The organism is Microbacterium paraoxydans (assembly GCF_018224615.1).
Taxonomy (GTDB): domain Bacteria; phylum Actinomycetota; class Actinomycetes; order Actinomycetales; family Microbacteriaceae; genus Microbacterium; species Microbacterium paraoxydans_B.
The window spans coordinates 116,552-135,423 of sequence record NZ_JAGTUK010000002.1 but is presented as its reverse complement, the minus strand read 5'-3'; the positions used below and the strand labels follow the sequence as shown (position 1 = coordinate 135,423).

20 protein-coding genes and 1 tRNA gene are annotated in these 18,872 nt (G+C 71.8%); 12 read left to right on the top strand and 9 right to left on the bottom strand.

Annotated features, from left to right (window positions below):
* Window positions 1–15: 15 nt before the first annotated feature.
* Window positions 16–1,359 carry an MFS transporter gene (locus tag KE274_RS06310; protein ID WP_211541953.1) on the bottom strand — a complete coding sequence of 448 codons (1,344 nt, stop codon included), beginning with the start codon at window positions 1,357–1,359 and terminating at the stop codon, window positions 16–18.
* Window positions 1,360–1,578: 219 nt separating this feature from the next.
* Here KE274_RS06310 and KE274_RS06305 point away from each other — a divergent pair, with 219 nt between their 5' ends.
* Both KE274_RS06305 and KE274_RS06300 read left to right on the top strand, forming a co-directional pair.
* On the top strand, window positions 1,579–2,475 hold the full coding sequence (locus KE274_RS06305; RefSeq protein ID WP_211541951.1) for an Lrp/AsnC family transcriptional regulator: 897 nt from the start codon (window positions 1,579–1,581) through the stop codon (window positions 2,473–2,475).
* 97 nt (window positions 2,476–2,572) lie between these two features.
* Window positions 2,573–3,073 carry a DUF3253 domain-containing protein gene (locus KE274_RS06300; RefSeq protein WP_211541949.1) on the top strand — a complete coding sequence of 167 codons (501 nt, stop codon included), beginning with the start codon at window positions 2,573–2,575 and terminating at the stop codon, window positions 3,071–3,073.
* 20 nt (window positions 3,074–3,093) lie between these two features.
* On the opposite strand, the gene KE274_RS06295 is transcribed toward KE274_RS06300, so the two are convergent.
* Entirely contained in the window at window positions 3,094–3,666 is a 573-nt protein-coding gene (locus KE274_RS06295; protein ID WP_211541947.1) for an ATP-dependent endonuclease, read from the bottom strand.
* 101 nt (window positions 3,667–3,767) lie between these two features.
* Here KE274_RS06295 and KE274_RS06290 point away from each other — a divergent pair, with 101 nt between their 5' ends.
* Both KE274_RS06290 and KE274_RS06285 read left to right on the top strand, forming a co-directional pair.
* Complete coding sequence (locus KE274_RS06290) at window positions 3,768–5,207, top strand: MFS transporter (RefSeq protein WP_211541945.1); 1,440 nt, start codon at window positions 3,768–3,770, stop codon at window positions 5,205–5,207.
* A gap of 9 nt (window positions 5,208–5,216) precedes the next feature.
* Entirely contained in the window at window positions 5,217–6,134 is a 918-nt protein-coding gene (locus tag KE274_RS06285) for a cation diffusion facilitator family transporter (RefSeq protein ID WP_211541943.1), read from the top strand.
* A gap of 42 nt (window positions 6,135–6,176) precedes the next feature.
* On the opposite strand, the gene KE274_RS16510 is transcribed toward KE274_RS06285, so the two are convergent.
* On the bottom strand, window positions 6,177–6,758 hold the full coding sequence (locus tag KE274_RS16510; RefSeq protein WP_249186120.1) for a MarR family winged helix-turn-helix transcriptional regulator: 582 nt from the start codon (window positions 6,756–6,758) through the stop codon (window positions 6,177–6,179).
* A gap of 147 nt (window positions 6,759–6,905) precedes the next feature.
* Between KE274_RS16510 and KE274_RS06275 the strand changes: the two genes are divergently transcribed.
* Entirely contained in the window at window positions 6,906–7,706 is an 801-nt protein-coding gene (locus tag KE274_RS06275) for a MarR family winged helix-turn-helix transcriptional regulator (RefSeq protein ID WP_211541941.1), read from the top strand.
* Window positions 7,707–7,772: 66 nt separating this feature from the next.
* Here KE274_RS06275 and KE274_RS06270 read toward each other — a convergent pair whose 3' ends face one another.
* Window positions 7,773–8,420 carry a TetR family transcriptional regulator C-terminal domain-containing protein gene (locus tag KE274_RS06270; protein ID WP_211541938.1) on the bottom strand — a complete coding sequence of 216 codons (648 nt, stop codon included), beginning with the start codon at window positions 8,418–8,420 and terminating at the stop codon, window positions 7,773–7,775.
* 73 nt (window positions 8,421–8,493) lie between these two features.
* On the opposite strand from KE274_RS06270, the gene KE274_RS06265 reads away from it, so the two are divergent.
* Window positions 8,494–9,489 (top strand): alpha/beta fold hydrolase, encoded by a 996-nt coding sequence (locus KE274_RS06265; RefSeq protein ID WP_211541936.1) that lies wholly within the window; start codon window positions 8,494–8,496, stop codon window positions 9,487–9,489.
* 13 nt (window positions 9,490–9,502) lie between these two features.
* On the opposite strand, the gene KE274_RS06260 is transcribed toward KE274_RS06265, so the two are convergent.
* The 3 genes from KE274_RS06260 to KE274_RS06250 form a co-directional block, all read right to left on the bottom strand.
* Window positions 9,503–9,982 carry a hypothetical protein gene (locus KE274_RS06260; RefSeq protein ID WP_211541934.1) on the bottom strand — a complete coding sequence of 160 codons (480 nt, stop codon included), beginning with the start codon at window positions 9,980–9,982 and terminating at the stop codon, window positions 9,503–9,505.
* 1 nt (window position 9,983) lies between these two features.
* Window positions 9,984–10,589 (bottom strand): dCTP deaminase, encoded by a 606-nt coding sequence (dcd, locus tag KE274_RS06255; protein ID WP_211541932.1) that lies wholly within the window; start codon window positions 10,587–10,589, stop codon window positions 9,984–9,986.
* 69 nt (window positions 10,590–10,658) lie between these two features.
* Window positions 10,659–12,017: an MFS transporter gene (locus tag KE274_RS06250; RefSeq protein ID WP_211541930.1), complete on the bottom strand. Its 1,359-nt coding sequence runs from the start codon at window positions 12,015–12,017 to the stop codon at window positions 10,659–10,661.
* A gap of 85 nt (window positions 12,018–12,102) precedes the next feature.
* On the opposite strand from KE274_RS06250, the gene KE274_RS06245 reads away from it, so the two are divergent.
* Window positions 12,103–12,480, top strand: a complete 378-nt coding sequence (locus KE274_RS06245) for a winged helix-turn-helix transcriptional regulator (protein ID WP_211541928.1) — start codon at window positions 12,103–12,105, stop codon at window positions 12,478–12,480.
* A 9-nt stretch (window positions 12,481–12,489) separates the two neighbouring features.
* On the opposite strand, the gene KE274_RS06240 is transcribed toward KE274_RS06245, so the two are convergent.
* Window positions 12,490–13,287, bottom strand: coding sequence for an IclR family transcriptional regulator (locus KE274_RS06240; protein ID WP_211541926.1), 798 nt, complete (start codon window positions 13,285–13,287; stop codon window positions 12,490–12,492).
* A 123-nt stretch (window positions 13,288–13,410) separates the two neighbouring features.
* Here KE274_RS06240 and KE274_RS06235 point away from each other — a divergent pair, with 123 nt between their 5' ends.
* The 5 genes from KE274_RS06235 (at window position 13,411) to KE274_RS06215 (ending at window position 18,007) form a co-directional block, all read left to right on the top strand.
* Window positions 13,411–14,754, top strand: coding sequence for an MFS transporter (locus KE274_RS06235; RefSeq protein WP_211541924.1), 1,344 nt, complete (start codon window positions 13,411–13,413; stop codon window positions 14,752–14,754).
* A gap of 29 nt (window positions 14,755–14,783) precedes the next feature.
* Window positions 14,784–15,821: a zinc-dependent alcohol dehydrogenase gene (locus tag KE274_RS06230; protein ID WP_211541922.1), complete on the top strand. Its 1,038-nt coding sequence runs from the start codon at window positions 14,784–14,786 to the stop codon at window positions 15,819–15,821.
* Complete coding sequence (gene rhmD, locus KE274_RS06225) at window positions 15,818–16,996, top strand: L-rhamnonate dehydratase (protein WP_211541921.1); 1,179 nt, start codon at window positions 15,818–15,820, stop codon at window positions 16,994–16,996. The genes KE274_RS06230 and rhmD overlap by 4 nt, the downstream gene beginning before the upstream one ends.
* 18 nt (window positions 16,997–17,014) lie before the next feature.
* Window positions 17,015–17,869, top strand: a complete 855-nt coding sequence (locus KE274_RS06220) for a fumarylacetoacetate hydrolase family protein (RefSeq protein WP_211541918.1) — start codon at window positions 17,015–17,017, stop codon at window positions 17,867–17,869.
* 64 nt (window positions 17,870–17,933) lie between these two features.
* Window positions 17,934–18,007: transfer RNA gene (locus tag KE274_RS06215), tRNA-Gly, on the top strand.
* A gap of 63 nt (window positions 18,008–18,070) precedes the next feature.
* On the opposite strand, the gene KE274_RS06210 is transcribed toward KE274_RS06215, so the two are convergent.
* Complete coding sequence (locus KE274_RS06210) at window positions 18,071–18,865, bottom strand: CPBP family intramembrane glutamic endopeptidase (RefSeq protein ID WP_249186119.1); 795 nt, start codon at window positions 18,863–18,865, stop codon at window positions 18,071–18,073.
* Window positions 18,866–18,872: the final 7 nt, after the last annotated feature.

Sequence of the window (18,872 nt, the reverse complement as noted above, 5' to 3'; positions counted from 1 at the left end):
TGGGGTGGCGGCCGGTCAGGGCAGCCGGTTCGCGGTGGTGTCGGTGCGGGCCGTGAACGACGCGGTCACGGGGGCCTCGTCGGAGTGCTGCGGTGCGAGACGCGTGCAGATGCCGGCGATGATCGCCATGCCGACGAACATCGCGATGACCGACCAGATGCTGCCGGTCCAGGCGATCAGCTGCGTCGCGAACCACGGCGAGAACCCGGCCCACAGCGCGGCGCCCACGCCGTAGGACAGCGCGATGGAGGTGTAGCGGGCCTGGGGGCGGAACATCTGGGCGAGAATCGCGGCGATGGGCGCGTAGGTGGCGCTCATCGCGATGCGCACGAGCGACGCGAACAGGAAGATCAGCGGCTCGACGCGGCCCGGCATCAGCAGCAGGAACGGCGTGAACGTGAGCACCGAGGTGATCAGGCCGATGTACATCACGTTCTTGCGGCCCCACTTGTCGCCCAGCCAGGCGACCGGCAGGGTGACCACGAACTCCACGAACGACGCGAGCGTCATGGCGTCGAGGATGACCTGCTCGCTGATCGCGATGGGCTCGCCGGTCGCGTAGGCGGTGGCGAACGTGGTGGCCAGGTAGTAGCCGCCGGTGGAGATGGGCAGGATGCCGATGCCGAGGAGGATGGGCTTCCAGTTGACGCGCAGGGCGAAGGCGAGCGGCATGGACTGCTTGCGGCCCTCGATCTTCTCCTCGAAGACCGGCGACTCCTCGACGCGGTAGCGCACCCAGAGGCCGACGCCGATCAGCACGATGGACAGCAGGAACGGGATGCGCCAGCCGCCGTCGATGATGAACGTGTCGCCGCCGCGGGCCATGATCGCGAAGATGCCCGAGGCGAGCAGCGCACCGGCGGGGTTGCCGAGCTGGGTGAAGCCGCCGTAGAAGGTCTTGGACTTCTCGGGGGCGTGCTCGACGCTCATGAGCACCGCGCCGCCCCACTCGCCGCCGACCGCGAGGCCCTGGATGGCGCGGAGCAGGATCAGCAGGATCGGCGCGAGGATGCCGATGTTCTCGTAGGTGGGGAGGCAGCCGACCAGGACGGTCGCGGCGCCCATCAGCAGCAGCGTGATGACGAGCGATACCCGGCGGCCGAGCTTGTCGCCGATGTGACCGAAGAGGATGCCGCCGAGGGGACGGACGAGGAACGCGACCGCGAAGGTCGCGAACGCGGCGGCCGTCTCGGCGAGCGGGTCGTCGCTCGGGAAGAACAGCGGGCCGAACACGAGCGCGGCGGCCGTGGCGTAGACGTAGAAGTCGTACCACTCGATGGTGGTGCCGACGAAGGCGGCGAAGCCGGCGCGGCGCGCGCGGCTGTGGACGCCGCTTCGGGGGGTGGGGGTAGTGGTCATGGACCCGCTCCTTCGCGGATGGTGTCGGATAACGGAGGATGCTACGGCCGCGGGCCACCCCCGGCAAGGGCAGAACTCCAGCGAGAATGAGGATTCACTGGACTTCTGATCGGACGTTCGCGCAAAGCGGGCCTTCCCGCCGGTCTCGCCGCGCCGTACGCTGGATATCTGCACACACCATCGTGCAGACCGGGGAAACTGACGGATCGGGACGCACCCATGGATTTCGACGCCGAACTCATCCGCGCGCTCCAGGAGGACGGCCGCGCGAGCATCCGCGCTCTCGCCGAGCGACTGGGCCAGTCGCGGGCCGCCGTCGCCGCGCGACTGCGCACGCTCCTGGCCGACCGCACCGTGCGCGTCGTCGCCGCCGTCGACCCCGTGTTCCTCGGGCAGCACGTGCTCGCCCACGTCTCGATCCGCACCGACGGTGCCGTCGAGATCGTCGCCGAGCACCTGCGCGACATGAGCGAGACCGTGCTCGTGTCGGCCGTGGGAGGCGCCCACGACATCGTGACCGAGGTGCGCGTCGGCTCGATGTCGGAGCTGCACGACCTGCTCGCCCACATCCGGAGCAGCGCGGGCGTGCTCGACATCAACACCATCATCTACTCGACCGTGATCAAGGGCTTCTTCGTGTCGGAGTACCACGGCGGGGTGACGCTCGATGCGATCGACGAGGCGCTCGTGGAGCACCTGCAGGCCGACGGGCGCATGAGCTTCCGGGCGCTCGGCGAACGCGTGCGCCTCTCGCCCAGCGCCGTCGCGACCAGGGTGCAGCGGCTGATCGATGCGGGCGTCATCAAGATCAGCGCCGTGGAGGCCAGGGGTCTCGCGCACCGGCAACTGTCGATGGGCGTGGGCATGACCCTGGGCGACGACGACGAGGCGGTGATCGAGGAGCTGCGCCGCGGGCGGGGCGTGGACTTCGCCGCGCGCACCCTGGGCCGCTTCGACGCCGTGGCCACCCTGGTCGAGCCGTCGGCCGGGGCGCTGTACGCGAGCCTGGAGCGGCTGCGTGCACTGCCGGGGGTGACGCGCATCGAGGCGTGGCTGCACCTCGCGGTGCTCAAGGAGGACTACGCCCGCACGCTGCGCCCCCTCCGCACGGAGTGAGTCAGGGTGCGGCGAGGGTGCGTGATGCAGCGCTGAGACGCGACGGCCGCGCGTCAAGGGGCTGGGAGCACGGCTCTTCCCCGCGGAGGATCGAGGCATGGCGGAGAACGACACCGCGGCAGGACGGACGACGGACGGGCCCACCGCGGACGGGCGCTACCTCGTGGTGGACGGACGGCGGTGGCGCGCGACCGACCCGTCGATCCCCGACGCCTTCCGGCAGGAGCTCGTGGACGAACTGATGTCGGCGCGGCGGGCCGTGAAAGCCCACGAGCCGGATGCCCGCCGACGGGTGCACGACGCGAAGACCGCCCTCGGCGAGCGCGGCACCCCGTGGTGGGACGGTGACGCCGACGACGAACGCATCGCCGCGACGATCAGGGCGTTGACACGCAAGCGCGCCGAGTCGTCGATCTGCCCGAGCGATGTCGCCCGCACCGTCGGCGGGGAGCACTGGCGGGATCGGATGGCGGACGTGCGGCGGGTCACAGCCGACCTCGCCGACCGCGACGAGGTCGTGGTGACGCAGAAGGGCGAGCCCGTGCGCATCGCCGACGCCCGCGGCCCCGTGCGCATCCGCCGCGGCCCCGCGCTCTGATCCGTCCCGCCCGCCCCGCGTCAGGCGGCGGGCGCGCGGACCGCGGCGAGCAGTGCCGACAGCGCGGGCGGCAGGCGGTCGAGCGGGAGCATCCCGACGATGTCGGCGGCGAAGCGCGCCTTGCGCCCCGCGGCCGTCCCCGCGAAACGGTGCAGCTGATCCTCCACGGCCCTGCCGCGCTGGGCGGGCTGCCCCTGGAACACCCGGAACCGCCCGACCTCGCCCCGTGCCGCCAGCGCGTGCTCGACGAGCGGAACCCCCGCGGCGCGGATCACCTCGTCCTCCAGGTCGCGCTCGCAGCCGAAGAACCCGGCGTCGGCGGGTACGCCCGCGGCGGCGTCGATCGCCCCGAGGTCGCGCAGCACCCGCGTGACGTAGTCGCCCTCCGCCGCGTCGTACAGCCCGAGCACGCGCAACCCGGGCTCCGCGCGCAGCGCCGTGAGCCGGGACCGCAGGTTGGTGATGCCGTCGAGGTCGACCAGGGACACCCCGCCGAGGGGTTCTTCGCGTCGACGCGCCAGGGTGGCGAACGCGAGCCGGTCGCTCGCGCCCTCGAACAGCACGACCGTGCGCCGCCCGCTCTCGTCGCCCATGCCACGACCCTACGCACCTCGGCCCCAGGACGGCCGCACCCGGCGCACTCCCTCCGGCGCGCCGTCACCGGGCGTTCACCGGGCGCCGCCAGACTGCGAGCATGAGCTCACCCGAATCCGCCGCGGGCGTCCCCGAGCCCGTGGCGACAGCGAACAGCGGCGCCGTCGCCGTCGTCGGCCTCGACCTGCGCGGCGAGACGCCGGCCCCGCGGAAGCAGGTCTACTCGTGGGCGCTGTGGGACTGGGCGACGCAGCCCTTCAACACGGTGATCCTCACGTTCGTGTTCACGGCGCTGTACCTGGTGAGCGCCTCGTTCCTCCCGCCGGAGATCGCGACCCTCGACCCCAGCGACCCGGTGCGCGTCGCGGCGGAGGCCGACCTCGCGTCGGGCCTGGGTCTCGGTTCGACCATCGCGGCGTTCGGCATCCTGCTGCTCGCGCCGGTGCTGGGGCAGCGCGCGGATGCCGCGGGCCGCCAGAAGCTCTGGCTGGGCATCGGGACGGGGGCGCTCATCCTCTGCATGCTGGGGCTGTGGTTCGTGGAGCCGCGTCCGGCGCTGTTCTGGCTGGGTGTGGCGCTGATCTCGGCGGGGTCGGTGTTCGGCGAGATCGCCGCGGTCAACTCCAACGCGATGCTGATCGGGATCGCGAACCCGCGCAACGTCGGCCGCATCTCCGGCCTCGGTTGGGGCTTCGGCTACCTCGGCGGCATCATCGCCCTCGTGATCGTGGTGGTGCTCGACACGTTCGACTGGTTCGGCATGTCCACCGACAACGGCCTCGCGTACCGGCTGATCGCGGTGGGCTGCGCTGTGTGGGCGATCGTGTTCAGCATCCCGATCTTCCTGAACGTGCCGGAGCCCTCCCTGGGCCGCCCCGAGCGCAAGGTGGGCTTCTTCCGCTCGTACGTGCTGCTGGTGAAAGACGTCGCCGGGCTGTACCGCGACGAGCAGACGCGCCCCACGTTCTGGTACCTGCTCGCGAGCGCCGTGTTCCGCGACGGGCTGGGCGGTGTGTTCGCGTTCGGCGCGATCATCGGCACGGCCGTGTTCCGCTTCGGCACGCAGGACATCATCGTGTTCGGCATCGCGGCCAATCTCATCGCCGGGGTCTCGACGATCCTCGCCGGGCGCCTCGACGACCGGCTGGGCCCGAAGCGCATCATCCTCGGCTCGATCGGGGCGATGGTGATCGCGGGGCTCGCGGTGTTCGCGTTGCGCGACGCCGGCGCCCTCGTGTTCTGGATCGGCGGGCTCATCCTGTGCGCGTTCGTGGGCCCGGCCCAGGCGGCGGCCCGCTCGTTCCTCGCGCGGGTGACCCCTGCGGGGCGGGAGGGCGAGATCTTCGGTCTGTACGCCACGACGGGTCGCGCCGCGAGCTGGATGGCGTCGGGCGCGTGGACGCTGCTGATCGTGCTGACCAGCCAGACGGCCTTCGGGATCCTCGGGATCGTGCTCGTGCTGATCGCCGGATTCCTGCTGCTGCTGCCGGTGAAGGCGCCGCACACCGAACCGCGCTCGACCGCCGTGGCGCGAGAGTAGCCTGACCGCGTGACCGTCCTCCTCGCCTTCCTCGCCAACATCCTCGTCGCGATCGCGAAGACGGTGGCCGCGGTCATCACCTCGTCGGCGTCGATGGTGGCGGAGGCGGCGCACTCGTGGGCCGACGCGGGCAACGAGGTGTTCCTGCTGATCGCCGACCGGCGCGGCGCGAAGGTGAAGGACGCCCGGCATCCGCTCGGTTACGGGCGCAACGCGTTCGTGTGGTCGCTGATCGCGGCGTTCGGGATCTTCACCGCGGGGTCGATCGTGTCGATCATGCACGGCATCCAGGAGCTGTCCGATACCGGCCCGGTGGAGAGCCCGGTGGTGGCGTACACGGTGCTCGGCATCGCGTTCGTGCTGGAGGGGGCGTCGTTCACGCAGGCCATGATCCGCTCGCGGCGTCTCGCCAGGGAGCGCGGCAGCTCCACGTGGGACTTCGTGCTGGAGACGAGCGACACGACCCTGCGCGCGGTGTTCTTCGAGGACTCGGCCGCACTCATCGGACTGGTCCTGGCGGGCGGGTCGATCCTGCTGCACCAGTTGACGGGCGTGGCCGCGTGGGATGCGATCGGCTCGATCCTCGTGGGCGTGCTGCTGGGCGTGGTCGCGGTGATCCTGATCGGACGCAACATCGCGTTCCTGGTCGGCACGACCGTGTCCCCCACGCTGCGCTCGCGGGTCGGGACGGCGCTGCTCGGGCTGGACGACATCGAGCGGGTGACGTATCTGCACATCGAATACGTGGGACCGAACCGGCTGTTCCTGGTGGCCGAGGTGGACCTGTCGGGCGACGCGCGGGAGCACGACGTGGCCCGACGGCTGCGCGAGGTGGAGCGGCGGATCGAAGCGCACGACGCCATCGAGGCGGTCGTGCTGTCCCTGTCGGTCGACGACGAGCCCTCGCTCGACTTCGCCCGCGTCTGACCCGCGTCGCCGCGGGGCTCTCCGCCCCTCGGCGGTGTCGGCTCACCGGGGCCAGTTGTCGGCGAGCTTGGTGAGCAGGCGGGCGAGTTCGGCCCGCTCGTCGTCGGTGAACGGCGCGAGGGCGGTGGCGAGCAGCTCCCGGCGCTCTCCGCGGAGGCCGCGGGCGAGGCGACGCCCCTCGTCGGTGAGGGCGATGCGGGTGCGACGGGCGTCGTCGGGGTCGGCCTCGCGGCGCACGAAACCCCCCTGCACACCCTGCTGCACGAGGCGTGAGGCGCGAGGCTGATCCACCCCGATCGCCTCGCCGAGCGCGCTCACGCTCAGGGGCTCGGGCGCGGCCGCGAGGGCCTCGAGCATCCGGATGCGGGCGGGGCCGCCGAGCCGCCCGGACGGGTCGGCCATCCACGGCGGCATGCCGGGGTGACCGCGGTGATGCCCGAAGTGCTCGTGCGCGTCGTCGCCGTGGGGACCGCCGTGGCCCGCGCCTGGCCAGCCGTGGGGTCCGCCGCGTCCGCGGGGACCGTGGTCGCGAGGACCGGGGCGGCGCCCGCGGAGCCGGGACAGCGCCTGGGCGATCGCCTCGGCGGGGTCGTGCGGGTCGGAGTCGCGGGAGCGGGAGGCCATGCCTCGATTTTACATGCGACTTGACATGCTTTACATCTCCATGTCACACTACATGTACATGCCGACCGACATGGATATGTCACCCGACAACCATCGCCACCGGCTCCACCGCGGCGCACGTCGCCGCCCCCGAACAGAGGACACACAATGACCACCACCACAGACACCCCAGGCACCCCGCAGTCCCGCCCCTTCGGCTACTGGCTGAAGGCCGTCGACCGTCTCATGGCGGCCGAGTTCGCCGCCGCGTTCGACGGCGAGGGCATCACGCGCCGCGACTGGCGCCTGCTCAACGTCGTCGACGGCACCGCCGACCACGACCGCCCGCTCAACCCGCACAAGCTGCACCGCCTGATCGACCGCGGCTGGGTCACGGCCGACGGCGAGGGCTGGGCCCTCACCGACGACGGCCGCGCCGCCAAGGAGCGTCTCGGCGCCCTGGTCGACGGCATCCGCGCCAAGGTCGTCGACGCGGTTCCCGCGGAAGACCTCGACACGACCCTCGCGTCACTCGAGGCCATCGCCCGCGCGTTCGGGTGGGAGGAGGGCACGCCGCTCCCTCGCACGCACCGGGACCCGCGGGGCCACCGCCACCGCCGCGGCTTCGGCTTCCCCGGCCCGTTCGGCCGCCACGACTTCGGCCCGCGCAGCTTCGCCGAGCACGGCTCCGGTCCGCGCAGCTTCGGCCACGGCTTCGGCGAGCACGGCTTCGACCGGCACGGGCTCGACGGGCGCGACGACCACGGGCGCGGTCACGACCACGGCCGCGGCGGCTTCGGCCACGGCCACGACCCGCGCGGCTTCGACGAGCGACACGGCCACGCGGCACCCGAGGGCCCGTGCGGCCACGGGCACCGTCACGGACACGGCCGCCCGGGCGAGCGGCGCGCGCGGCACGCGTTCGAGCGCGGCTTCGACGCCGGGTTCCAGCGCGGTCGCGACTCCTGACCGTCCGCACCGAAGGGCGCTTCCCGCCGAAGGGAGGCGCCCTTTCGCGTCCCCGGGGCGCCGCGCCTAGAGGTCGAGGAGCGCCACGGCGTCGTCCGGAGCGCCGGCAGCACGGAGGCGTCCCCGCATCGCGGCGGCGGCGAGGGCGTAGGGTCGCTCGTCGTCGAGCAGCAGCGACCGCGAGTTGGCCTCCTCGTTGAGCGCGACGAGCTCGAACGCCAGCACCTCCACGTCGTCGACCACGATCTCGCCGACCGTGACGGCGTGACGCAACTGCGCCTCGATGTAGCCGTACCAGTCGGTCAGGGCCGCACGCACGGCGTCGCTCACGGGCCCGGTCTTGGAGTCGACGTCGGCCGAGGTCGCGGCGAAGAAGCAGCCGCCCGTGAACACGCGGTCCTTCGAGTAGAGGAGGGAGTGGCGCAACAGGGCGGCCAGGCGCCGCACGCCCCGCGGCTCGGCGCGGGCGGGCTCGACGATGCGGGCGAGGAAGATCTCGCGGGCCGCGGCGATCGTGGCGAGCTGCAGCCCCTCCTTGCTGCGGAACAGCGTGGCGATGCTGCTCTTGCTCGATCCGGAGGCCGCGGCGAGGCGGCCGATGGTCAGCCCGTCGAGCCCTTCGACCGAGGCGAGGTTGGTGGCGCTGTCGAGCACGATCCGGCGCGACGCGTCCCCGCGGGCCCGCCGTCCGTCCAGGATCGCGCTCTCCGACATCCCTCTAGTATACGAACGATCGTTCGCCTACTATACGTATGATCGTTCGTATTGTTCCGGCGAAGGAGTCACGATGCCGTCCGTCCCCGTCCTGCTCGCCCGCACCGTCCCCACCCTCGCGAAGGCGTCGCCCCGACTCGCGGGTGCCGTGGCCCTCCGTCTCTTCTTCACCACCGCCCCGCGCATGCGCGTGCGCCCGGCCGACGAGCCCACCCACACCGACGCCCGCCGCGGCAGCATCAGGGTGCGCGGCATCGAGGTCGCGACGTACGAATGGGGCCGCGGCCCCCGCACGGTGCTGCTGCTGCACGGCTGGCGCGGACGGGCCTCGCAGTTCGCCCCGCTCGTGCGCGAACTGGTCGCGGAGGGGTTCCGCGTGCTCGCGTTCGACGGACCCGCGCACGGATCGTCCCGGGGACGCACGACCGACGTGCGCGACTGGGTCGCCGCGGCCGAGCGCCTGCAGGCCGAGTACGGTCCCTTCGAGGCACTGATCGGCCACTCGTTCGGCGCACTCGGCGCCCTGACGGCCGCCCGCACGACCGTGCCGGTGCCCGCCGTCGCCGTGATCGCCGGGGCCGCGGCGCCCGAGGCGTTCCTGGCCCAGTTCGCCCGCGACCTGCACCTCGACGCGCCCACCGCGCAGCACCTCCGCGACCGGTTCCACCGCCGCCTCTCGATCGACGAGGCCACCGCGGCCGCGCGCTTCGACGCGGGACGGCATCCGCTCCCCGACGACACCGCGCTGCTCGTGGTGCACGACCGCGGCGACCGGCGCATGCCCGACCACGACGCGCTGCGCCTGCACGCCGCCCACCCTCACCGGTCGCGACTGCTCCGCACGGTCGGGCTCGGGCACACCAAGGTGCTGTCGGCCGACCCGACGCTCGACGCGGTCGTCGCCCTGGTCACGGGCGGGCTGGCCGCGGTCGACGACCTCGGCACCACCACGGGTGCGACCTCACCGCTGCACGCCGCGGAGGGAGCGGAACCTGTCGAGAGTGCCACGGGCGCCGGCGACCGGGAGCCCGCCGAAGCCGTTTCGGCCGCGGAACCCGCGAGCGCCTGAGCCCCGGGCGGCGTCAGACCCGCAGCGGCGGGAGCAGCGGCACGGCGTCGGCCAGGGCGGGGAACCCCGCGTTCACCAGGAACACGAGCGTCACGACCGCGGCGACGAGCAGCAGGAAGAGGAACGCGAAGATCACGCCCGCGAGCACGCGGTAGCTGCCGCCGGTCGGCACCTCGGGCGCCATCGACGGCTGCGTCCAGTCGTCCGCCACGGCCGCGGGCGGCTCCCCCTCCAGGATCGCGGGAGTCGGGCGCTCACGCTCGGAGCGGCGCGTGGCCGGCGGAGGCGGCGGCAGCACGGCGTCCGCGGGCGGGATGTCGGCGGGCGGCGGGGCGAGCAGGCCCTCGGGGACGGGGGTGTCGGGCGGGGGCGGCGGGATCACGTCGTCGGCGGGACGGATCGCCGCGGACTCCGTGGGCGCGGTCGCGTCGGGCTCTCCCACGGCCTCCGGGAGCACGGGCTCGTCCGGGGTCCGACCGTCGCCGTCGCTCATGTCAGCCTCCGACCGCTCCCACATCGGTGACGCCCACGTCGGTCCGGTGGAAGTTCTGGAACGAGCGCGAGGCGGTCGGGCCGCGCTGCCCCTGGTAGCGGTTGCCGTAGGGGCCGGAGCCGTAGGGGTTCTCGGCGGGCGAGGTGAGTCGGAAGAAGCACAGCTGCCCGATCTTCATCCCCGGCCACAGCTTGATCGGCAGGGTCGCGACGTTCGCGAGCTCGAGCGTGACGTGCCCCGTGAACCCGGGGTCGATGAAGCCCGCGGTCGAGTGGGTGATGAGCCCGAGGCGGCCGAGCGACGACTTCCCCTCCAGCCGGGCGGCGATGTCGTCCGGCAGCGTCACCTGCTCGAACGTCGCCCCCAGCGCGAACTCGCCGGGGTGCAGGATGAACGGCTCGTCCGGGTCGACCTCGATCAGCCGCGTGAGCTCCGGCTGGTCGACGGACGGGTCGATGAACGGGTACTTGTGGTTGTCGAAGAGGCGGAAGTAGCGGTCCAGGCGCACGTCGATGCTGGACGGCTGGATCATCTCCGGCTCGTGCGGAGCCAGGCCGACACGGCCCGACGCGAGTTCTGCCCTGATGTCGCGGTCGCTGAGAAGCACGGCCTCAGCCTAGTCACCGCACCCGCGCTGGCCGACGCGACCTGCGGACGCACGCGGCACGGACCCGCATCACAGTGCCGGGGCGGTGCGACGCGACAGCAGCGGCAGGAGCGCGGCGGCCGACACGACCACCGCCGCAGCGAGCACCGCCACCACGAAGCCGCCAGACACCACCACGGCCGCGATCGTGCCGAACACCGCGATGCCCAGGCCACCGCCGAGCGCGAAGCCCACCTCCTGCACGGCACCCACCTGCCCCGCCTGGTCCTCGGTCGTGACCTCGAACAGCGTGGCTGCGGCGAGGGTGCCCGCGACACCGAACCCGAGGCCGACCAGCACCAGCGGCAGCGCCACGATGCCGGGGTCGAACGCGAGCCAGACCAGCCCGGCCACCTGCAGCAGCAGGGTCAGCACCGTGAGCGCGTTCGCCGACAGCCAGCGCAGCGCGAGCGGGGCCAGCACCCCGCCGATGGCGATCGCGGCGGCCTGCGGGAGCAGCGCGATCCCGGCCTCCGCGGCGCTCTGCCCTCGCGCGTCCTGCAGGTGCAGGCTCACCAGGAGCACCGAGGCCGACGACGCGCCGCTGGCGACGATGATGCGCACGATGGCGGGGCTGAAGCCCGCGACCCGGAACAGGGCGAGGTCGATCAGCGGCAGCGGCAGGCGGCGTTGCCTCCGCACGAAGAACACCAGGCTCACGACCGCCACGACCGCGGCCACGGCGGCCGACACGGGGGCGGCCAGCACCTCATGGAGGGCGAACACCAGAGCGCCGAGCGCCACGATCGACGACAGGATGCTGGGCACGTCCCACGAGGGGGGCTGCGTGCTGCGCGAGTCGGGCACGAGCCACACCGCGAGCAGCGCGGCGACCACCGCGAGCGGCACACTGCCCAGCAGGAGCCACCGCCAGCCGGCGCCCTCCGCCAGCAGCCCGCCGAGCACGGGCCCCAGGGCGCTGCCTGTGCCGAAGGTGGCGGTCCACAGGCCATACGCGAGCACGCGTTCCCGCGCCTGGAAGGTCGCGCCGATCGTCGCGACCACACCGGCGACCACGAACGCCTCCGCCACCCCGAGCAGCGCCCTGATCACGATCAGCAGCAGACCGCTCGTGGCCACGCCGCCGATGCCGTTCAGCACCGCGAAACCGACGAGACCGATCACCACGATCGTCTTCCGTCCGAACGCATCGCCGATCCGCGCCGCCAGGATCAGGGTCGCCGCGAGCGACAGGGCGTAGACGTCGACGAGCCACAGCCCCTCGGTGTCGGTCAGCGTCAGGTCGTCGCGGATCGCGGGGAGCGCGGTGGAGACGCTGCTGATCGCGAGGGCACCGATGAGCACGCCCAGCAGCAGCGGCACCATCGCCATCCAGAGGCGGAGAGACGAGCGGACGGGAGCGGGGACGACGAGGGGGGTGGTGGTCACGGTCTCAGTCTGTAAAGTACACACAGAGGCCACAAGTACCGACATTTTCGTCAGGTACTTACCGTTTGGATACTGTGAGGGCGCGATGCGCGAGAAGACGGCACGGATCGTTCGCGAGTGGACGGAGACCTGCGACGCCGAGGTCTCGATCGCGGTGCTCGGCGGCGCGTGGAAGCCGAGCATCCTGTCGCTGCTCGCGGAACACGAGGTGCTGCGCTTCGGCGAGCTCGGTCGGCTGCTGCACGATCCCACGTCGCGCGTGCTCACCCGTCAGCTGCGGGAGCTCGAGGAGGACGGCCTGATCACTCGCACGGTCTACCGCGAGGTGCCGCCCAAGGTGGAGTACCGGCTGAGCGAGCTCGGTGCCACCGCGACCCCCCTCGTCGAGGAGCTCACCCGGTGGGGAACGATGTACGCGGGACAGCACCGCGACGACCCGGCGACGGCGGACGCCACGGCCTGACGGCGCGGCTCACTCCCGGTCGAGGCCGACCCCTGGCAGCCCCATCTCGCCGCGCAGCCGCAGCACGGTGCGCCGCAGCGGCTCGACCACGGAGTGCGGCCAGCGCTCGTCCGTGCGGCTCGTGGGCATCGTGACGCTGAGCGCCGCGGCGACCCCGGTCTCCTCCGGCCACGTGATCGGCATGGCCACGCAGCGGCAGCCGTCGATGAACTCCTCGTCGTCGACGTGGAAGCCCACATCCCGCCCCTTCGCGATCACGGAGAGGATGTCGTCCGGGTCGGTGATCGTGCGGGCGGTGAGCCGCGGGATCGCGACCTGGTGCAGGCGTCGCGCGATGTCGTCGTCGTCGAGCGTGCTCAGTAGCGCCTTGCCGATGCCGGTCGCGTGCGCGTGCAGGCGCATGCCGACGTTCGACGCGAGCCGCATCGGGTTGGGCGACGGGCTGATCGCGATGTACACGTTCTCCACACCGTCGAGTCGCGCCATCTGCACGGTCTCCCCGGTCTCGTCGGTGAGGGCCTGCATGAGCGGCGGACCCGCGTCGAGCAGGAGCCGGTGCCCGTCGTAGCGCTGCCCGATCTGCCACGCCTTGAGCCCGAGCGAGTAGCGCTTGCTATCGGGGTCGAGCTCGATCCACCCGGCGGCCAGGAGCGTGCGGAGCAGCCCGTGGGTGCTGGACCGCGGCAGGCCGAGGGCGGCGAGGAGCTCGGGGAACGTCTGGGATCCGGAGGCCGCGAGGTGCTCGATGATCTCGAGGGCCCGCCCGGCGGACTTGACCGCGCTCGGAGCCTGGTCGACGTCGGTCATGGGGCCTCCTGGATGAATTGTGCGCGGGGCGAACGTGTGTCACACTATCGCGCGTTCAGGTCTGAGACACCCGATTCACATACGTGAACGCACTGGATACCCCTCGTCAATGGAGATGCCACGATGTCCACTCAGTCCTCCACGCGGCCCGAACTCGCCGCGATCGTCCGCAAGGTCACGCTCCGGCTGATCCCGATCCTGCTCCTCATGTACATCCTCGCGTTCCTGGACCGCGCCAACCTCGGCTTCGCGAAGGCGGCCTGGCAGGCCGACACCGGGATCTCCGACGCGGCCTACGCGCTCGGCGCCGGGATCTTCTTCCTCGGCTACGCGCTGTTCGAGGTGCCGTCGAACCTCATCATGCGCAAGGTCGGCGCCAAGATCTGGCTCGCCCGCATCATGGTCTCGTGGGGCATCGTCTCCGCGCTCATGATGTTCGCCACGAACGAGTGGATCTTCTACCTCCTGCGCGTGCTGCTCGGCATCACCGAGGCCGGCTTCTTCCCCGGCGTCATCCTGTTCCTCACCTACTGGATCCCGCTGAAGTTCCGCGCCAGGGTCAACGGCCTGTTCTACTTCGGCGCCCCGCTCGCGTTCATCTTCGGCGGACCCCTGTCCGGCATGCTGCTCGACCTCGACGGCAAGGTCGGCATCCACGGCTGGCAGCTGATGTTCCTCGTCACGGGCATCCTCACCGTGCTGGTCGGCTTCGTCGCGTTCTTCTACCTCGACAACGGCCCGAAGGACGCGAAGTGGCTGTCCGCCGACGAGCGCTCCACCCTGATCGCCGCGCTCGACGAGGAGGACAGCGCGAAGGAGAACCACTCCCCGCGCGGCGCCCTGCGCGCTCTCGGCAACCCGGTCGTGCTGTACTTCGCCGCCATCTACCTCACGATCCAGATGAGCGTCTACGGCGTCACCTTCTATCTGCCGACGCAGATCGCGACGATCGTCGGCAAACCGGTCGGGCTCGAGGTCGGGCTCCTCACGGCCGTGCCGTGGACGTTCGCGCTGCTCGTCACGTTCGTGCTCTCGCGCCTCGCCGACAGCACCGGCCAGCGCCGCCTGATCGCCACATGCGCCCTGGCCGCCGCCGGTGCCGGGATCGTGCTGTCCGCGATCGTGCAGGAGCCGGTGATCGCCCTCGCCGCGCTGAGCGTCGGCGCCGCGGGCTTCATCTCCGTGCAACCCGTGTTCTGGACGCTGCCGACCTCGTTCCTGCTCGGCGCCGCGGCCGCGAGCGGCATCGCCCTGATCAACTCGCTCGGCAGCCTCGGCGGGTTCCTCGCGCCGATCCTCAAGAACTGGGCGGATGCGACGTTCGGCGACAGCGCCGGCCTCATCGTCCTCGCCGTGATCGCCCTGCTCGGCGCCGCGCTCATCGCCCTCAGTCGGGTCGTCAGCCCCGCGGTCCGCGAGACCGACGGCGTCGGACTCGCCACGACGACCACCGCCCGCCAGCGCTGACCCCGGTCGGCAGAACAGGAGAAACGCCCATGCGCGAGCTCGTCCTCACCGAGATCGGACGCCTCGACGTCCGCGAGGCCCCGGTCCCCCGGCCCGGCCCCGGCGACGTCCTCATCCGGGTGGCCGCGACCGGCATCTGCGGGTCGGACGTGCACGGGTACACGGGCGAGAACGGCCGCCGCTTCCCCGGGCAGGTCATGGGGCACGAGTCGAGCGGCACGATCGCCGCGGTCGGGGCGGACGTGCACGGGCTGGTCGAGGGCACGCCCGTCACGTTCAACCCCGTCGTCGTGCCGGCCGAGGATGCGTACGCCTACGCGGGCCGCGAGCAGCACCACCCCGGCAAGCACGTGATCGGTGTCGCGAAGGACATCCCCGCGTCGTTCGCCGACTACGTGGTGGTGCCGGCGCGCAACGTGGTGCCGCTGCCGAAGGGTCTGCCGATCGAGCTCGGCGCACTGATCGAGCCCCTCGCGGTCGCCGTGCACGCGGTGCGCCGCCTGCCGGCCGAGAGCCTCGGACGCGTGCTGGTGATCGGCGGCGGCCCGATCGGGCAGTCGGTCGTGATCGCGCTGCGCGACGCGGGCGCGGGGTCGATCGTGGTGAGCGAAATGGACCCCGCCCGCCGCGAGCTCGTGCAGCGCCTCGGTGCGGACACGATCGACCCCGCGGCCGGTCCCGTCGCGGAGCAGCTGCTCGCGGGCGGCGGGCTGGCGGATGCGGCCGTCGACGCGGTCGGCATCACCCCGACGCTGCGCGACGCCCTCACCAGCACCACGCTCGGCGCCCCGGTGTGCCTGGTGGGCATGGGCGCGCCGCAGGTGACGCTCGACGCGTTCCTGGTGAGCACGGAGGAGCGCTCCCTGATCGGCAGCTTCACGTACGGCTCCGGCGACTTCACCGACGCCGCAGCCATCATCGGCGCCGAACCCGACGTCTACCGCGCGCTGATCAGCCGCGAGATCGACGTCGCCGACGCCGACAGCGCCTTCTCCGCCCTCGCGGCGGGCGACGGCACCCCGGGCAAGGTCCTTGTCCGGTTCGACCGAGAGGAACAGGAACGATGACCGGCACGCCCACCATCCGCGAGGTCCGCGCCTACACCGTCCGTGGCGGCGGCGCCGACTACCACGACCAGGGTGCCGACCACTGGATCGACGACCACATCGCGACGCCGATGAGCGTGTACCCCGAGTACCGGCAGTCGCGGCAGAGCTTCGGGCTCAACGTGCTGGGCACGCTCGTGGTGGAGATCGAGGCGAGCGACGGCACCGTCGGCTTCTCCGTCACCACGGCGGGCGAGCTCGGGGCGTTCATCGTCGAGAAGCACCTGGCCCGGTTCCTGGAGGGCCGGAAGATCACCGACATCGAGCGCATCTGGGATCAGATGTACAAGTCGACGCTGTACTACGGCCGTCGCGGCGTCGTGCTCAACGCGATCAGCGGCGTCGACCTGGCCCTGTACGACCTGCTGGGCCGCGTGCGCCAGGTGCCGGTGTTCGAGCTGCTGGGCGGCCCGGTGCGCGACGAGCTGCAGTTCTACGCCACGGGGGCGCGGCCCGACCGCGCGAAGGAGCTGGGGTTCCTCGGCGGGAAGATGCCGCTGCACCACGGCCCCGCGGAGGGCGAGGAGGGTCTGCGCAAGAACATCGCCCTGCTCGCGGACATGCGGGAGAAGGTCGGCGACGACTTCTGGCTGATGTACGACTGCTGGATGTCGCTCGACGTCGAGTACGCCACGCGCCTCGCGCACGCCGCGGCCGACTACGGCCTGAAGTGGATCGAGGAGGCTCTGATCCCCGACGACTACTGGGGCTACGCCGAGCTGCGCAAGCGCGCCCCCGCCTCGATGCTCATCACGACCGGCGAGCACGAGGCCACGCGGTGGGGCTTCCGCCAGCTGCTGGAGACCGGGGTCGACCTGATCCAGCCCGACGTGGGCTGGTGCGGCGGCATCACCGAGCTGCTGAAGATCTCCGCGCTCGCCGACGCCCACGGCACGATGGTGGTCCCGCACGGCTCGTCCGTGTACTCGTACCACTTCGTGGTGACACGCACGAACAGCCCGTTCGCGGAGTTCCTGATGATGCACCCGACCGCGGAGGAGGTCGTGCCGATGTTCTCGCCCATGCTCGAGGGCGAGCCCGTGCCGGTGAACGGTCGCCTGCGCGTGCCGGAGACCCCCGGCTTCGGCGTCGAGCTCTCCGACGCGATCGAGAAGCACCGCCCGTACACCCACTGACCCCCGGAGACACGACAAATGGAGTTCCTTCGTCTCGGCGCCCCCGGCGCCGAACGCCCCGCCGTGCGACACGACGGCACCACGTACGACCTCGCCGGGATCACGGCCGACATCGACGGCACGTTCCTCGCCCGCGACGGCATCGCCCGCACGCGGGAGGCGCTCGCGGCGGGCGACCTGCCCGTGCTCGACGGCGCGGAGGCGCTGCGCGTCGGTGCCCCGATCGCGCGTCCGATGGCGGTGCTGTGCATCGGGCAGAACTACGCCGCGCACGCCGCCGAGTCGGGCGACGCCCCGCCGTCGGTGCCGATCCTGTTCCACAAGCACCCGAACACGATCGTCGGGCCGTTCGACGACGTGCTGATCCCGCCGGGCGCCGAGAAGGTGGACTGGGAGGTGGAGCTGGGCATCGTGATCGGCACCAGGGCGCGTTACCTCGCGAGCCCGGAGGACGCCCTCGCGCACGTGGCGGGGTACGTGGTTTCACACGATGTGTCGGAGCGGGCGTTTCAGGTGGAGCACTCGGGCGGGCAGTGGTCGAAGGGCAAGAACGCCGAGACGTTCAACCCGCTCGGCCCGGCGCTCGTGCCCGCCGACGAGGTGGACCCGCAGGCGCTGCACCTGTGGTCGCGCGTGAACGGGGAGCCGCGTCAGGACTCGAACACCGCCGACATGATCTTCACGGTGGCGCAGATCGTGCACCACCTGTCGCAGTACCTGGTGCTCGAGCCGGGCGACCTGATCAACACCGGCACCCCGCAGGGCGTCGCGCTGTCCGGCCGCTTCCCGTACCTGCGCGCCGGAGACGTGGTCGAGCTCGGCATCGAGGGCCTCGGCAGTCAGCGGCAGCGCCTCGTCGACGCGCGACCCTGAGTCGCGCTTTGGCCCTGGCCCGGGAGACAGGTAGGCTTTCCCTCACCTGCTCTCGGGCGGGTTCGGGGCTGTAGTTCAATGGTAGAACTTCTGCTTCCCAAGCAGACAGCGCGGGTTCGATTCCCGTCAGCCCCTCCATCACCGGCCTCCGGAGCCACTCCGCACCTTCGTGAGTGGCTCCCTTCCTCGCTGCGGCGCGCTTCAGTTCCGCGATGGTTCTGCGGCGTCCGCGGTGCGTTCGTTCGCACCGCGGATGACGAAGGCGACGACGGCGATCCCGGCGATACCCGCGACGAGGTTGACAGTGCCACCGAGTGCGGCGAGCGGTCCGGGGGTGCCGTGACCGACCGCGAAGGTGGAGAAGTCCCACAGCCCGTGCAGCACCATGGCCCAGATCAGGGTGCCGGTCGTGCGGCGCAGGATGTAGAACACCGTGCCCCCGAGGAACGCCATGCCCACCTGGGTGAGCGTGAGGCCGAGGTCCTGGCCGGCAAGCGCGTTCGTCAGGTGCATGAGGGCGAACGCGGCCGAGCTGATGAACCACACCCAGCCCTCGTGGAGTCGGCTGCGCAGGCCCACCAGCAGGAGGCCACGGGTGGCCATCTCCTCCGTGAAGCCGACGAGCAGCAGCACGATGGACGCGGCGAAGAAGCCGACGTCGTACGAGCCCCAGTCGGTGCTCGCGAGGTTGATGAGGAGCGCGACCGCCATGATCGCGGGGACGAAGATCGGCCAGCGGGCGCTGTGCGCGCGGTCGAACAGCGCGGGGCGCCACCAGCCGAGCAGGCTCGCGGTGATCGCGAGGAAGATCGCGCCGACGATGAGCGAGAGCCCGGCACCGAAGAAGAGTGTGCCGCCGTCGCGGCCGAAGTCGGTGTACGGAACACCACTCAGCTGCTGCACGACGAAGACCAGGATGGCGTAGGCCAGCCAGATGGCGAGGCCAATCCAGATGCGGGGACGGACGCGCAGCGACGTGACGCGGGGATCGGACATGGGCGGC